This window comes from Paraglaciecola algarum (genome assembly GCF_021532655.1).
Taxonomy (GTDB): Bacteria; Pseudomonadota; Gammaproteobacteria; order Enterobacterales; family Alteromonadaceae; genus Paraglaciecola; species Paraglaciecola algarum.
The window spans coordinates 58,489-74,388 of sequence record NZ_JAKGAS010000001.1 but is presented as its reverse complement, the minus strand read 5'-3'; the positions used below and the strand labels follow the sequence as shown (position 1 = coordinate 74,388).

Here is a 15,900-nt window from a genome sequence, read left to right as displayed (position 1 = left end):
ATTAACTACCAAGGTTTTGTTGCTGGTAAATAATGGCACGACATAAACGTCTAAAGTCAGCTTCGGAAACTTGATCTTTATAAATTATCAGCCATTTTCCTAGACTTGGATTTAAGGCAGAAGTGACTCTTAACAATAATATCACGCCCATAATTCGCGAATCATGGTTAATCAACCAACTTGATTGCAAAGTGTTGGTAAGCTCTAGCCACTCACCTTTTTCAGTAAAACTAATGACTAAAGGTAACTTAGTTTGTTGAACCAATACCTTCTTCACACCTATGCATAGAACTCCACATGACAACACCAATTGCAGTATCCATTGAAATGGCATGATGTCGGGCTTCCAAGTCCAAAAAGATGTAGCTAATACCCCAAAAGTGCCAATTAAAAACGTGACTTCTAAACGAGATTTTTGCAGCTCAACTCTATACTTTGACACGACTCAAAATATGCTCAATCATGTCACTCATTTCTTGATCTTTACATTCCTGATGTCCCATAAACCACGCATATAAATCAGGATCATCAAAGGTTAACAAACGCTCGAATGCTTCTTGCTTTTCTTCTGATAACTCTAAAAACCCAGTTTCAGCAAAAGGCATAAATAAAACATCTAGCTCCAACATTCCACGACGACAAGCCCACTTCAATCGTCCATACCTTTGCTTATCAAACATTATTAACCTCGATCTCTTATTATTCGCCCTGTAGGGCTGTGCTTATTTCAGTATAATAGCAGGTATAATAAGTTGTTTTCAGCACTTTGCTTGGGAAATTCAACTCATACCCCATATACAAAAGAATAGCGGCAAACATGAGCGCTTAACTATGGCAGCTCAATTATGACAAAAAATAAAGAGAATCAATAATATGTCTTCGGCAACAAAAGAATATATCACCCCTATTACAAATAAAGGCGTTATTCAGCTTACGGGTGAAGAGCGTGTGAAATACCTACAAGGACAAGTCACATCTGATGTTGCCAAGTTAGATGAGCAGAAACTCCAACTAACTTGTCATTGTGACTTTAAAGGTAAAACTTGGAGCGTGTCTTACGCCTTAAATTGGCAAGACTCGATTTTACTGTTACCTCACAAAACAGCGTTAGCTAAATCTTTAGCTGAGTTAAATAAATATGGTGTATTTGCCAAAGTAGAAATCGCTGACCAAACAGATAATTGGCAAATAATAGGTGGTGTTGGCGAAACTTTTGAGCAAGCCATTCAAGATTTATTTGGCTCTGTACCTAATACTAACGAGAAAGTTATATCCAATGAAAATGGTCTGGCAGTGTTAGTTTCTTCTTTGCATTTACCATCTCGTTTTATGGTGTTACAGCCAATTGATGCAAAGCAAAAACTGGCCAGTGAAAGCACTGACAAAGGCCATTTGTGGGAAATGGACGAAATAAAAGCCGGTATAGGTGAAATTAGTGAACCAACTGCCAATGAATTTGTACCGCAAATGCTAAATCTACATTGTGTTGATGCTATCGATTTTGAAAAAGGCTGCTATATGGGCCAAGAAGTTATAGCCCGAACCAAATATCTTGGGCGTAATAAAAAAGCGGGCTTTATTTTAGCCAGTAACTCGACTCAATCTAACTTAACCGGTGAATCACTTGAGTTTGAAATTGAAGGGAATTGGCGGCCTGGAGGCACAATACTTAGAAGTGCAACAAACGATGAACAAACTTGGATTTTTGCCGTATTAGCTAAAGATACTCAACTTGGCACTGAATTTAGACTCAAATCCAAACCAGATGTCATTTTTAACACCCAAGCCTTACCCTATGAATTAACTTAACTGACTTTTTATAAAAACCCTCTATAAAAAGCTTAATATATTGCCCTTAATAAATAATTTAAAACTCGGAGTATCATGAATATATCTAATAAAACTGTCGCCACTATCCATTTTACCGTTTGCTCTGCTGATGGCACACAAATCGATTCATCTAGAGAAGCAGAACCTATGGTGTTCTTACAAGGTAGTCATTTTTTAATCCAAGGTTTAGAAGATGAGCTTGAAGGAAAAACTGTTGGAGATAAGTTTGTTATCGATATTCCGCCTGAGCTTGGTTATGGCAAACGTCATGACGAGCTAGTACAAGCAGTACCTAAAACTATGTTTGAAGATATGGAAGTCACGCCAGGAATGACATTTAGAGCTACCACAGACGATGGTGAACAATCTGTAATGATACTTGAAGTCAGTGATGATGAAGTCATAGTAGATGGTAATCACCCTCTGTCAGGCTTAACCCTAAATTTCGATGTAGAAGTGTTAGAAGTACGAGAAGCCACAGAGTCAGAACTAGAACACGGCCATCCGCATACTGAAGGTGGATGTGGTCACGCTCACTAAATGACATTTCGCCTAACACTATATAGGTATACTAAAAACTCATAGGCCCTTAATAAGGGGCCTCTATTCGCTGCTCTGGAGCCAGCAAACAATAACCTTGCTCACTAACCTGATGTGATGGTCTCCTCCCTAATTCGGCATCTAAGCGTTAGCTATGTGCCATGATTGAATTGAACCAAACAATCAAACGGGAGAAGACCATCACATCAGGTTAACTAAATATTTTGTTGTTTAAACTGCACTGGCGTTAAGCCCGTGGACTTTTTAAATACTGTACTGAAATAACTAGGGGATTTAAATCCCACTGCAATAGATGTTTCAATAACAGAATGCCTACTCAATAACTTTTTAGCCTGTTGAATACGGTAACTAGTGATATATTGATTTATAGTTTTTCCAGTGACTTTTTTAAATACTCTAATTAAATAAGAATCACTGACCTGGGTGTATTTTGCTATTTCAGTTAACTCTAGATCTTTATTAAAGTTTGCTTTAATAAATCCAATGGTCTTATCAACCAACTCTCTATTTTTAGCAGATGTCTGGTTAGTCACTACGTAATCTAATTCCTTAACTTCTTTTAAATCACTATCACTGATATTGCTGGGTTGGGTGGTCCTATGTATTGATCGTAATTCATTTTTTAAACTAGCCGCTTGATTTTTCATAGTTCGTATATCTTGATAAACCAACCAATACCAACAAACCACTGTGATATATGAACCTAGAAAAAACAACCAATATTGATAGGTCATGTCACCAATAATAAATAACAACCCCAGCAATAAAGAACTAACTAAAACATACAAAGTTTCCAGCTGTGGTTCACGGCGTACGTGATAAAAAAACAGGTACAAATTAGGGAATACTAATAATGCGGTACTCGCTATAATTAGCACATCACTATAGGTAGCTTGGGTGATCAAGAGTAATAGAATATTTCCATATTCCGGACCAAAAATTATGTTCTGCCCCGAACCATCCCGAACCACAACAAAAATAATTGCACTAAAAGTACCTAATAAATAGGGTATGACGAAGCTAAAAAGACTAAGCGTTATGCCACAACGTTTTGAATTAGCGATTAATAAACTAGGAATACCGATGGAAAATAATATAAAAAATCGACCATATAAAACCAAGTGAGCTAATACAGGACCGCAATAAAACTGCAAAGAGCGCCCCATCAGAAAAATAGCGAAACTCACCAAAAAACAGGCATAAAAAGGAAAGTCAGCAGTAAATTGCTGTTTAACAAAAATATAATACACCAATATTAATAACATCAATGGCCCTGTGATCATGGGCGTAATGTAATAAAAAAAGGTATCTAAAGGAATTGAAAGCATTTAATACCACTTTTAACTAAGTAACTTCTAATAAAGCGACTTTTTCCGAATAAATGAAGTCTCAATCACAACCCCTTTCAGATAAATATAAAGGTTACAAAAACGATATTGACAACAATTAACAATAGAATATTACAAAAATAATCCACATTCATCTTTTTTTGTTGGCAAGGAGATGTTGTTTTACAATAGAAATTAAGGCAATTTCCAAAAGACAATTATTGGTAAAAAACCAAGTTTACCTACAACAACCCCATTACAAATTAAAAACATTTATTCAACAATATTACGCACAAATATAATGAACAAGGCATTTAAAATTACGAACACCCACTTGTAAAAACATGAATCCCAACCTTCAAAATAACGAACCTAAATATAAAAAATAAGCCACAAGCCATTGTTAAATAACAAATTTAAATTAGTGTCAGCTTTTTAAACAACTAATATAACCAAATAAAAAAACATCTCAAAAGTCGATATTATATTAGTCTACCCACTCCATTCCCTTTGTATTTTTTATCAGGTAATTTAAAGGTATGGCAACATATTGTTAACAATATACATATTGCCAACTTGAAAAGTTTAGAAGCACCTAAGTCAACACTGTTACAAAAACCAGCTTCGAAACTTTGAATTTACACACAAAAATACAAAGTGGTGTTATATGAAAAAGAACTATTTGAAACTATTAATAGCTTCTGCAATTGGGTTGAGCGTCAATAATATTCATGCGGCAGCAGTTAAAGTAGACATCAACCTTGATGTCAAACATGAAGTAAAGGGGGTTTCTAATTTTAACCGAGAAAAACATATCACAGTTCATTCCAACCTCACCGAAGGTGACTGGCAAGGTGAAGCCGATGTGATGAATTATCTGATGAATGACCTAGATGTATATTTTGGTCGGGATAATGGTATGGCAACTTGGATATTTAAAGCAACCGCGCAAGATCCAGATAATTTAGGTAAACCAGATCTAGAGGACCTAGCTAATTTTGGCCAATGGCACAAAGACAATATGTACGACGTTTTGCCAGAGTCAATCCGCGCATATGAAGCTCGCAGTAATGAAATGATTATGGGTATTACGCCACATGGCCTCTTCCCTACACAATCATATTGGCCTAAAGATTTAGCAGGTAAAGAAGATGAAACAGGCCAATACGTACTACGTCATATCGAAGATGGCGCAGAATGGGTTGGAGAGTACCTAGATAACTTCATGCGCAAAGATGGCGAAACAAGTGGCGTATTAATGCCCAAATATTGGGAAGTCATTAACGAACCGGACATGGACATAAATGTTGGCCGTACATTTGTGATGTCTAGTTTTGAACAACTTTTCGAATACCATAATTTAGTGGCAGAACAAATCAAAGATAAATTGCCGCCTGACCAACGTCCTCTTGTAGGCGGTATGACATGGGGTTTACACGATCTTGAACAAGGTGACTTATCAGAACGATTCCCCACTCAAGAAAGAGCCGTTAGAAGTCGTTACTCCTATGAAGCAGGTACCTTAGAAGACTATTTACAAGAAATAACTAGTTCAGAATTTTGGGCCATTCAAGATGATAAATACTTCCAGTGGGATGCTATTTGGAAAGGGTTTATGGATGCGTCTGGTGAGAATATGGATTTCTATTCCATCCATTTATACGACTGGGCACAAATGGGCAACAATCCACGCCAAGGCAGTACATTTCGTCGTGGTATGAAAACCGAAGCTATTTTAGATATGGTCGAATGGTACGACGCACAAGTAAATGGTAAAGATAACCTGAAACCTTGGGTGGTATCTGAATACGGGGCAATAGCTTCCAAGCACGGTAAATTAGAATTCATTACTAATGATTATCGTTATGCCGACTGGTTACACCTAAGAACATTTAACCAAATGTTTATGCAGTTGTTAACCCGTCCTAGTCAAGTTGTAAAATCCATGCCTTTTTCTCCAATCAAAGGTCAGTGGGGTTTATTAACGGGTCCTGCTGGCGAAGCCATTCGTTATGAAGCTTCGTTAATGCAAACAGACGAAGCCCTTTCAGAAAACTATGAAGGTGCAGATTGGTATGTTACTGATAAAATTCAGTGGTACGAATTATGGTCTGACGTAAAAGGTACTCGAGTCGATACACATTCAAGTGATCCTGATATCCAAGTCGATGCCTATGTTGATGGAAACCACACATATTTAATTCTTAATAACCTTGAATGGTACGATATCCCTGTTGATTTATCTTTTATGGGTGTTAATGGCAACACTGTTAAGAGTGTCAATATGAAACATTCATATTTAGCAGAAGGCTTAAGCGACATTAATTTAGGTCGCCCTGTTTTAGCCGAGGCGATGTTAGAGAACCTTCCTGAAACCGTCACTTTAGAGCCTGGTTCTACTATAATCTTGGATATTGAATATAATCAAGATGTAGCAATAACAAGCCTTTCTAACGAGAAAAAATATTACGGAGAAAGTTTATCTGGCGCAGGTAAAGGTGAAGCTGCTAAAGGACAAATTCACCGTATTAGTGGCTCATCCATGACAGGTAATATCAATGGTGTTTCTATACCTGAAAATGGTGAAGCCACCTTACGTATTGCGGCAGAGTTTTATCCATTCCATGCAGCAAAACCCACCAACAATACTTTTACTATTAATGGTCATACACTTGCCGTACCAACTCAAATTAATCCGAATGCAAGTGGTATAGAAGTTGAACATTACGACTACATGGGACCAGAGGTAGATGAAGGAAGTGTTTCTCTAAACTTAATTGAAATTCCGATCCCGTTAGAGTTGTTAGAAGAAGATAACGTTGTTACAGCAACGGTAGCTTCTGCACGTGTTTTTACAGCCATTAGCTTATCTATTTGGGAAATGGACACACCTTTAAACAGAAGCGCCCCACAAACTTGTAATCCTTGTGTTGCTGCTACTGATTTATCTTTAGCTGGTGCTTCAAGCGTGGCCATTAAAGAATCAATTGCTTTAACTGCAACTGTTTTACCTGCTAATACTGACAATAAAGTTATTGCTTGGTCGAGTGCTGATGTAAAAATTGCCGCAGTTGATCAAAATGGTTTAGTGACAGGTACAGGTGGTGGCACAACCACTATTACCGCTACCATGCAAGACGGTTCTTTAGCGACCCAACACCAAGTAACAGTCACCACTATCCAAGCAAGTAACATAATGCTTAGTCATGAAAGTGCAGCCATGGTGGTAGATGAAAGCTTACAGTTAGATGTGATTTTCACGCCATTTAACGTCACCACTAAAATGCTTACTTGGGAGTCTAGTAACGAGGCTGTCGCCACAGTTGATAACAATGGCCTAATTACTGCTGTTGGCAATGGTGACACTGTAATTACAGCAACTGCTGTAGGTGGGGCTAGCGATGTGGTTAATGTTAATGTCAATAGCTACGCTTTAGCAGGTGTCGACTTACCAAGTACTAGTGTGATTGTGTTGCCTGGTACCTACCAAGCTAAGGTGGATTTTTTACCTGCTAACGCGACCGATAAATCAGTTACCTGGTTAACAAGCAACCACACTATAGCCACTGTTGACCAAAACGGTTTAATCACAGGTGTAGCGCCTGGCGCAACAACCATTAAAGTCACCTCTAATGACGGCGGTCATGAAGATAGTATTATCGTTAATGTTTTAGCTTCAGCCTCACAAGACACAAATTCATTTGTGGTAGAAGCTGAAACCATGAACAACACTGGTGGAGCATTTGCAGGTTTTAATACCAGTGATGTAGGTATTAATACCAATCAAACAGGTGACTGGGCTGAGTTTGGCGTCGACTTTTCTGAAGCGGGTGTTTATCAACTAATCCTAGATGCAGGTACACCTACCGCACCAGAAAACGGTGCTGCCGTTTATGTTAATGGTGTATTAGCTGGCAGCGCGAGCATTCCTACAACAGGTAGCTGGGATGTTATGCAAAGCACTGTTATCAGTAATAACATTCTGATCCCTGCAGCGGGACAGCACACTATTCGTATCGAAAGCATAGGTGCTGAAGCTAAGTGGCAGTGGAATGCCGACAAAATGCGTTTTGTCTTTATTAGTTCACTTAGCCCAACCCTTGATCCAGATGTTGCGGCTCCAGAGCCTGAAGAGCCAGAAACACCAACTGAGCCAGGAGTAACAGCCTCGTTAACACTTGATGATGCGAGTAAATATTTAGCAGCGACTTACGTAGTGGGTGAAACATTACCAGTTACTGCTAATTATGCCGCTGGTACCGGCCAAACGGTTACTAATGCTGAAGGTGGGGTGAAGTTTTTCTTACGAGAAATGACATCAGCATGGAGTGTTGTAAAAGATACCGTTGCTTTTGATGCATCGGCTATTGGCCAAACGTCTGGTATTGCCTCTGCAGAAATCCCATTAACTGGTTTATTACCAACTGCAGAATTACCTAGTGGTAACTTCTACTTCTTATATGCTGCTTTTCAATCAACAGATGGACAAACATATAAAATTGGTGGAGTACAACCTATCAAGATTGCCGCAGAAGGAACTGAAGTCCCTACAGAGCCTGAAGAGCCAACTGATCCAGAAGCGCCAGCTGAGCCATCTTTCGTTTTAGATCACGTTAATAAGTACCTAAACAGTGTTTATGCTAAAGGCGGAAACTTAGATTTAACCGCAGAGTTTAACGCAGGTACTGACAATACAGTGGTATCAAGCTCATTTGGTGGTGTTAATGGTGGTTTACTGTTTATTTTGCAAGAGTTACGTGCTGATGGCTCTCAAGTGAAACGTGTTGTATTTGCAGATGATAGTTCAATTGGTTCACAAAATGGCACGGTGAATATTAGCTTGCCTTTAATTCATCCAACTCAAGGTGACTTAAAAAATAGCGAAGATTTAAATGCTGGTCATTATTACAACTTAACGGCCCGTTTTAAATCATCTGACGGTAGCACTCAACTGCTAGCCAATGTATCACCTATTATCATTGCAGATACCGCCATTCCATTTGAACCTGCCGAGCCATCATTAACCTTAGATGATGACAATAAATACTTATCAACAGAGTATGTTGTAGGTGAAAGTATTGAGGTTGTCGCCAACTATGATGCAGGTGCAGATCATACGGTTACGGCTGCACAAGGTGGCGTGAAGTTCTTCTTACGAGAAATGACCTCAGACTGGTCTGCCGTTGTGAAAGATGTATTAGCTTTTGATGCAAGTGCCATAGGTCAATCATCAGGTACAGCTACAGCGAATCTTTCTTTAGCTGACTTAACCCCAAGTGCAGATTTACCTGACGGTAACTTCTACTTCTTATTTGCATCTTATGCTTCAACGGACGGTACAACATACAAAATTGGTGGTGTCGCGCCAATCAAGATAGTCGCGGCTGAAGTTGAAGAGCCTACAGAGCCAGAAACACCTGTAGAAGAAACTGTGGATGGTGACGCTTTTACCATAGAAGCAGAGTCTTTTGATGCAACAGGTGGCCGAGTCTCAGGCGTAACCATTGGTGAACGCGGGATCCCAACCGATAGACGTACTGTAACCGATAGTAACCAAAACGGTGATTGGGTAGATTATTATCTTGATTTCCCAGCTGATGGTTTCTATCGCATCGACATGGTGGCATCAAGTGCCAATGTGAATTCTCAGGCAGCCTTATCTGTAGATGGTGAGTTTGTAGAAGAAGTGGCGATTGTTACAGGTAATCAAGCCGTCTTTGAAAGCTTCACCTTAACCGAATCTATCTACCTGACTGCTGGTACTCACACCATCCGAGTTGAAGCTACAAGCGCCGGCGGTAATGGCTGGATGTGGTTCGGTGACACCCTCACTTTCACTCAATTAATCGCTAATGAACCAGTGGAAGCTATTTTAGGGGACTTGGATGGTGACGGAGACGTAGATACTTTAGACGTTCGCTTGTTCCAAATAGGTGTCAGAAATGGCGAAATCACTGATTTAAATTTCGATTTCAATAACGATGGTGCAGTCGATACTCGTGATGTACGTGGCTTCACTGGATTATGTACACGTGCTAGATGTTCAACTAATTAAGAGGTAACCGAACATGAAAAAATTAATAACAACTTTAAGCTTAACTTTCGCTCTCACTTTGGCACTTGCGTTTACCGCAAGTGCCGGGCTTATCACTAGTGAAACCGTAAGCGGAGACAAACTAACTGTTGAATTTCGTTTAGATAATGCGAACCCTGACTTGTATGACTTTGTTTTCGACTTTGCATTTGACCAAACAGCTTTAACAGTAGATAGCCTATTTGGTCTTGGTGGATTTGAAGCTAACGCGGCGATTGATACTGAGTTTTTTGTCGATGGATTTGAGTTTGCACCTGGTATCTTTGAAGTATACGGTTTCGCATACTTTGCAGATTGGGCAACACGATTGGGTACAGATTTATTACTTGGTACTGCTCAATTTGATATTGCACAAGGCGCAAATTTAGCCAATTCAAACTTTACAGTAGATTATGTCGAAACCTATGATGTGATTGGTAATGAGATATCTGCCGCTGCCGAAGTGTCTGCACCATCAGCCTTAGCTTTATTAGCCTTTGGTTTACTGGCTTTAACCAGAACCCGTAAAACTCAAAAAAGCTAAACTAAAAATAAAACCAGCAAAAATTAATCAAAGCCTATCCCATTTGGATAGGCTTTTTTATGCCTAATAAGATCACATTTCAGATCAAGCTAGATCAAACAAAACTTGCGTCTATTTTAATAATAAATATACTGTACATAAATACAGTATATTTATTTTATATTATGCACCCTACTATTCATTACCTCAAAAATAAAAAGCTATTATGGCAAGCTTGTCATACACAAACTGATATCAAATCAGAACAAACGACAGGGTTTACAAGCTTAGATAATGCCTTGCAAGGTGGGTATCCAGAATACGGCGTAATCGATATTCGTAGCCCTATTGGCATAGGGGAATTACGTTTACTTTTACCTAGTCTACTCACTAGGCAACGCGAGTTTAGTTCAGAGTTAATCACTTTCATTGCCCCTCCCCTGTCCATCAATAGTGAGATGCTGGCTGAATTTGGCTTAAATTTAAAACAAATATTAATTGTTCAACCTAAAACCCAAGCATTAGGTTTATGGAGCGCTGAACAAAGCATTAAAAGTGGTTGTTGCCATAGTGTGATCATCTGGCATGATCTGGTTTCTGTCACCCATATCAAACGCCTTCAACTGGCCGCAGAGAAAGGCCAATGTTTACTTTTTATTATCCGCCCTTATCAAAATGAGCATATTTCATTACCTGTTTCTTTAGGTATGACACTAGCCCCAGCTAAAGAAGGTATTCAGGTATACATAACCAAAGGTAAAGGCCTGAAACCCAAACAAATAGTGAACATCAATATGCATACTTATTGGCCAGAGCTGAGTCAGCTAGCGCCATCCAAAGTGCTGCACTTTCCCACTGCCATACATAAGGTGGGTTAAGTCAGCTTTTTGTATGAAAAAGACCTTAGGCTGAAAAACGATCATGAACAAACTTTGGTTATATTTATCCTTCCCTCAATTACAGCTTGACTCCTTGCTACAACAATCCACCAGCGAGCAGTCTCTTCACAAAGAAAACTCGCAAAAACCTTGGGTAATTTGGCATGAAGAAAAACATCAAATATGTCAGCTAAACCAAACCGCGTATCAGGCAGGCATACGGGTAGGCATGGGGTTAGGCACGGCGGCCATGTTAAAACATGATATTGAAGTGGTTTTATATCAAGAAAAAATCAGCCAAGGCATGCTCAGTGACATTGCCCATCAACTGTATTTAATCAGCAGTGACATTAGTTTTTGGGGATCCACAGGTTTGTTGTTACAAGCCCATAATATGTTAACTATGTATGGTGGATTGCCTCAATACTGGCAAATGATCCAACAGCACATACCCAATGCAATAACCTATCATTATGCCTCTGGGCATTCGCCACTGGCAGCTAGATTATTAGCCACAACAAAGTGGAATACCATCACAGATGATCACAGCTCGATTCAACAAGCTATCCAACCTTTATCACTGCAACATACTGAACTTTCATCAGCTGTGGTAAAAAAGCTGGCTCGGGTTGGTTTGCATACCCTACATGATTTACTCAAGATCCCTTTTGCTGATCTGGCCAAACGTTTTGATGCAGACGTGACTCATTACATAGGGCAATTAACCAATCAAATATCTCACCCGATTCATTGTTTTCATCCCAAACAAACTTTTGAACGTTACCTAGAGTTATTGTTCGACATAGAAAACCTGCAAACCTTGCTCAAGCCATTAAAAATATTATTAACCGCCTTAGCCAGCTTTTTAAAAAGTCGTGATTTATTAACCCACACGTTACACATTAAGCTATATCTTAGAGATACCCCGTCAGTTGATATTAAAGTCGAATCTAGACAAGGGGAATATCAAATGGATGTGTGGTTATCACTGATCACATTAAAGTTTGAAAACCTCAGCCTCTCCTCGCCGGCTTATGCCATCAGCTTAAAAGTAGATAACACCTTTGTTCGTTCACCAGATAAACAAGATCTATTTAGTCGTAAACAAGGTACCTTTAGTCGCTTGCAATTACAGTCATTATTACAAGCTAAATTAGGCGATGATGCGTTAACTACTCCGCAGTTAAGCAACGATTTTCGCCCTGAACTTATGCTTAATAATACGCTAACTAACATGTCCTCAAATCAAGCTATTCACTTACAGCCTATGCGGCCTAGCTTTTTATTAAGCAAACCTGCACCTTTACAAGAAAAGGTCTCTATTGCTTACGGACCTGAACGTATTCATACCGCTTGGTGGGATCAAGACACAGTGATCAGAGACTATTTTATTGCCTACAATTCAATAGGTCAGTGGTATTGGATCTATAAAACCCCTGATAATCAATGGTACTTACACGGGATATTCAGCTGATGTCCTCCACTCACTATGCAGAGCTATTTTGCCAAAGTAACTTTAGTTTTTTACATGGCGCGTCTCACCCTCAAGAGTTAGTCAAACAAGCTGACTTTTTAGGTTATCAAGCCATTGCCATCACAGATGAATGTTCGGTAGCAGGGGTCGCTAGAGCACACACTGCAATAAAAGAACAAAACCTGAATATCAAACTGATTGTCGGTAGCTTATTTTGTTTTGAACAAAGCCTAGACTTAGTTTTGCTTTGCCCAAATAGACAAGCCTATGCCGAGTTATGCCGCACTATCACCAATGCCAGAAAACGAGCAAACAAAGGTGAATACCAACTCAATTTATGGGATTTACGGGGCATTAAACATTGTTTGGTTATTTGGTTACCTAAAGGCCAAACAGACCCAGACAAACATTGGGGCCCTTGGCTAAAAAAGCATTACAACGAACGAGTGTGGATAGGTTATCAACGCCACCTTATTGCCAACGAACACCGTTATTTAAAACACTTACAACAACTCAGCACAGAACATCAAATTACTATCAGCGCATGTGGTGGCGTACTTATGCATATTTCACAACGACAATCTCTACAACACACGCTCACTGCCATTCAAAAAGGTAAACCTATTCACTTATTGGGCCGAGAACTGACATCAAATAATGAGCGATACTTAAGACCCATACATAAATTAACCCGCTTATTTGAAGCTCAATGGTTAACTGAGTCAGTGAAGATTGCCAAACAATGCGATTTTGATTTAGCCAGTTTGCGTTATGAATACCCACAAGAACTGGTACCCAAAGGAAAAACTGCCACCGCCTACCTACGAGAATTAGTATTACAAGGCATGCAAATACGCTTTTCAGAAGGCGGGCGACTGACCTTTGCCATCAAACGCATCATAGTCAAAGAACTCCGTTTGATAAGCGAATTAAACTACGAGTACTTTTTTTTAACCATTTACGACATTGTACTTTTCGCCCAAAAACAACAGATCCTGTACCAAGGTAGAGGCTCAGCTGCCAACTCAATCGTATGTTACTGCTTACAAATTACCGCAGTTGACCCTAGGCAAATTTCAGTGCTGTTTGAGCGCTTTATTTCAAGAGAACGACAAGAAGAGCCAGACATAGACGTCGATTTTGAACATGAAAGACGTGAAGAAATCATTCAGTACATTTACCAAAAGTACGGCAGAGAGCGTACTGCTATTGCCGCTACTGTGATCACTTACAGACACAAAAGTGCCATTCATGAAGTAGGCAAAGCATTGGGGGTAAGTGAGCACCAAATGGACTTTTTTATCAAAAACATGAACCACAGAGACAAAGGATTAGGCTGGCGTGGGCAAATTGCCGAGTTAGGGTTTGCACCTGAATCCAAACAAGGCCAATTATTTGTAGAACTGGTGGATGAAATCAAAGGGTTTCCCCGTCATTTATCCCAACATGTTGGCGGCTTTGTGATATCCCAAGGACCGCTTTATCACTTAGTGCCAATAGAAAACGCAGCAATGCAAGATCGTACAGTGATCCAATGGGATAAAAACGATTTGGAAAGTTTAGGTTTACTGAAAGTAGATGTACTAGCTTTAGGCATGTTAACGGCTATTCGAAAATCATTTAGCCTGATACAAAAGTACTATCAACATCAATACAGTGTAGCCCACATCACTAGCCTAGGTGACGATGCACAAGTGTATAAAATGATCCAAGCAGCCGACACAGTAGGCGTATTTCAAATTGAATCTAGGGCACAAATGAGCATGTTACCTAGGCTCAAACCCACTACCTTTTATGATCTGGTGATCCAAATAGCCATAGTCCGTCCCGGCCCCATACAAGGTGGCATGGTTCACCCTTTTTTAAAACACAGGGCCGATCCCAACTTAATCACCTATCATTCACAAGCATTAAAAGACGTATTGTCACGCACATCAGGAGTGCCGATATTTCAAGAACAAGTGATTAAAATTGCCATGGTAGCAGCAGGGTTTAGTGGTGGTGAAGCTGACCAACTCAGGCGTGCCATGGGCAGTTGGAAACGTACAGGAGAGCTAGTTCACTTTAAAGACAAACTCATTTCAGGCATGTTAAAAAGAGGCTATCCAGAAGGCTATGCCCAGCGCATTTACCAACAGATTTGTGGCTTTGGCGAATACGGTTTTCCCGAATCACATTCAGCCTCATTTGCGGTATTGGCTTATGTCTCTTCTTGGCTAAAGTATTACTACCCTGCCGCATTTTATGTGGGCTTATTAAACAGTTTACCTATGGGATTTTATTCAGCTAGCCAACTTATTCAAGATGCCAAACGTCACAATATTAGTGTATTGCCTATTTGTATTAATGCCTCTGATTACCAACATAAAATGGAGTATCAGCATGAAACTGAGCCTCAGCCTAAAACAGAGTCTCACGATAAAAAGAAGCCCCGAGACAAAGACTGGGCCATAAGATTAGGCATTCGGCTGGTGAAAGGGGTGAATAAAAGTGAAGTTGAAAACCTACTGCAACTGCGCCCAGTTAACGGTTTTAAAGATATCAACCAAGTTAAGAAACAAACTCGCTCCAAGCCACTACTTGAGGCATTAGCCAGCGCAGATGTGTTTCACACTATAAGCCAAAATAGATATGCAAGTCGTTGGCAACTCATGGACACTGAAAACGAGTTAGATCTTTTTAAACATCAGCCTAGCGAAAACAGTACAAACATACCTACTCCCAGTAAAATTGATACCTTAGTAGAAGATTATCAAGCCACCAGTTTAAGTTTATTCACTCATCCAATCGCATTATTACGAAAAGAAAACCTACTCCCCCCTCACACTCAAGCTAATCAGTTATTATCTAAATCACATCAAAGCACTATTAGCGTGGTGGGTTTAGTTACAGGTAGGCAAAGACCTGGCACCTCCAAAGGTGTAACTTTTGTCACCCTAGAAGATGATACCGGCAATATCAACGTGGTGGTTTGGTTGGCCACTTCAAGGGCGCAAAAACAGGCTTATTTAAAAGCCAGTATCTTACAGGTTAAAGGTATATTAGAACGAGGAGACGGCGATGTGACTCACGTTATCGCCGGAAAACTAGTTGATTTAAGTCATTTGTTATCTGAATTAAACACCCAATCTAGGAACTTTCATTAAACAAAATCAGTTACAAATGAAAACTCTGACCCCAACTAATTGCTTGATATAATGATTAAGTTATTAGCCCCTAAAGTAAAAGTAAGG

Annotated in this window: 10 protein-coding genes; 7 read left to right on the top strand and 3 right to left on the bottom strand. The window is 39.6% G+C overall.

The features are described 5' to 3' along the window. Position 1: 1 nt before the first annotated feature. Both L0668_RS00335 and L0668_RS00330 read right to left on the bottom strand, forming a co-directional pair. Positions 2 to 442, bottom strand: a complete 441-nt coding sequence (locus L0668_RS00335) for a protein YgfX (protein ID WP_235310073.1) — start codon at positions 440 to 442, stop codon at positions 2 to 4. Continuing rightward, positions 429 to 680, bottom strand: coding sequence for an FAD assembly factor SdhE (locus L0668_RS00330; RefSeq protein ID WP_235310072.1), 252 nt, complete (start codon positions 678 to 680; stop codon positions 429 to 431). The genes L0668_RS00335 and L0668_RS00330 overlap by 14 nt, the downstream gene beginning before the upstream one ends. A gap of 193 nt (positions 681 to 873) precedes the next feature. On the opposite strand from L0668_RS00330, the gene ygfZ reads away from it, so the two are divergent. Both ygfZ and L0668_RS00320 read left to right on the top strand, forming a co-directional pair. After that, on the top strand, positions 874 to 1,809 hold the full coding sequence (gene ygfZ, locus L0668_RS00325; protein ID WP_235310071.1) for a tRNA-modifying protein YgfZ: 936 nt from the start codon (positions 874 to 876) through the stop codon (positions 1,807 to 1,809). 75 nt (positions 1,810 to 1,884) lie between these two features. Continuing rightward, on the top strand, positions 1,885 to 2,370 hold the full coding sequence (locus tag L0668_RS00320) for an FKBP-type peptidyl-prolyl cis-trans isomerase (protein ID WP_235310070.1): 486 nt from the start codon (positions 1,885 to 1,887) through the stop codon (positions 2,368 to 2,370). A 215-nt stretch (positions 2,371 to 2,585) separates the two neighbouring features. Here the strand turns inward: L0668_RS00320 and L0668_RS00315 are convergent, their stop codons facing one another. Continuing rightward, positions 2,586 to 3,719, bottom strand: coding sequence for a helix-turn-helix transcriptional regulator (locus L0668_RS00315; RefSeq protein ID WP_235310069.1), 1,134 nt, complete (start codon positions 3,717 to 3,719; stop codon positions 2,586 to 2,588). 667 nt (positions 3,720 to 4,386) lie between these two features. Between L0668_RS00315 and L0668_RS00310 the strand changes: the two genes are divergently transcribed. The 5 genes from L0668_RS00310 to L0668_RS00290 are packed head-to-tail and all read left to right on the top strand — an operon-like array spanning position 4,387 to position 15,813. Continuing rightward, on the top strand, positions 4,387 to 9,774 hold the full coding sequence (locus tag L0668_RS00310) for an Ig-like domain-containing protein (RefSeq protein WP_235310068.1): 5,388 nt from the start codon (positions 4,387 to 4,389) through the stop codon (positions 9,772 to 9,774). Positions 9,775 to 9,787: 13 nt separating this feature from the next. Then, entirely contained in the window at positions 9,788 to 10,336 is a 549-nt protein-coding gene (locus L0668_RS00305; RefSeq protein WP_235310067.1) for a hypothetical protein, read from the top strand. Positions 10,337 to 10,395: 59 nt separating this feature from the next. Then, positions 10,396 to 11,193, top strand: a complete 798-nt coding sequence (gene imuA, locus L0668_RS00300) for a translesion DNA synthesis-associated protein ImuA (RefSeq protein ID WP_235310066.1) — start codon at positions 10,396 to 10,398, stop codon at positions 11,191 to 11,193. Positions 11,194 to 11,236: 43 nt separating this feature from the next. Further along, positions 11,237 to 12,667, top strand: coding sequence for a Y-family DNA polymerase (locus L0668_RS00295; protein WP_235310065.1), 1,431 nt, complete (start codon positions 11,237 to 11,239; stop codon positions 12,665 to 12,667). Next, positions 12,667 to 15,813 carry an error-prone DNA polymerase gene (locus tag L0668_RS00290; protein WP_235310064.1) on the top strand — a complete coding sequence of 1,049 codons (3,147 nt, stop codon included), beginning with the start codon at positions 12,667 to 12,669 and terminating at the stop codon, positions 15,811 to 15,813. The genes L0668_RS00295 and L0668_RS00290 overlap by 1 nt, the downstream gene beginning before the upstream one ends. The last annotated feature ends 87 nt before the right edge of the window (positions 15,814 to 15,900 follow it).

Excerpts from the sequence above, each read along its gene's own strand:
- L0668_RS00305 (WP_235310067.1), top strand. The coding sequence starts at position 9,788 with ATGAAAAAATTAATAACAACTTTAAGCTTAACTTTCGCTCTCACTTTG.
- L0668_RS00290 (WP_235310064.1), top strand. The coding sequence starts at position 12,667 with ATGTCCTCCACTCACTATGCAGAGCTATTTTGCCAAAGTAACTTTAGT.
- L0668_RS00320 (WP_235310070.1), top strand. The coding sequence starts at position 1,885 with ATGAATATATCTAATAAAACTGTCGCCACTATCCATTTTACCGTTTGC.
- imuA (WP_235310066.1), top strand. The coding sequence starts at position 10,396 with ATGCCTAATAAGATCACATTTCAGATCAAGCTAGATCAAACAAAACTT.
- L0668_RS00315 (WP_235310069.1), bottom strand. The coding sequence starts at position 3,719 with ATGCTTTCAATTCCTTTAGATACCTTTTTTTATTACATTACGCCCATG.
- L0668_RS00330 (WP_235310072.1), bottom strand. The coding sequence starts at position 680 with ATGTTTGATAAGCAAAGGTATGGACGATTGAAGTGGGCTTGTCGTCGT.
- L0668_RS00295 (WP_235310065.1), top strand. The coding sequence starts at position 11,237 with ATGAACAAACTTTGGTTATATTTATCCTTCCCTCAATTACAGCTTGAC.
- ygfZ (WP_235310071.1), top strand. The coding sequence starts at position 874 with ATGTCTTCGGCAACAAAAGAATATATCACCCCTATTACAAATAAAGGC.
- L0668_RS00310 (WP_235310068.1), top strand. The coding sequence starts at position 4,387 with ATGAAAAAGAACTATTTGAAACTATTAATAGCTTCTGCAATTGGGTTG.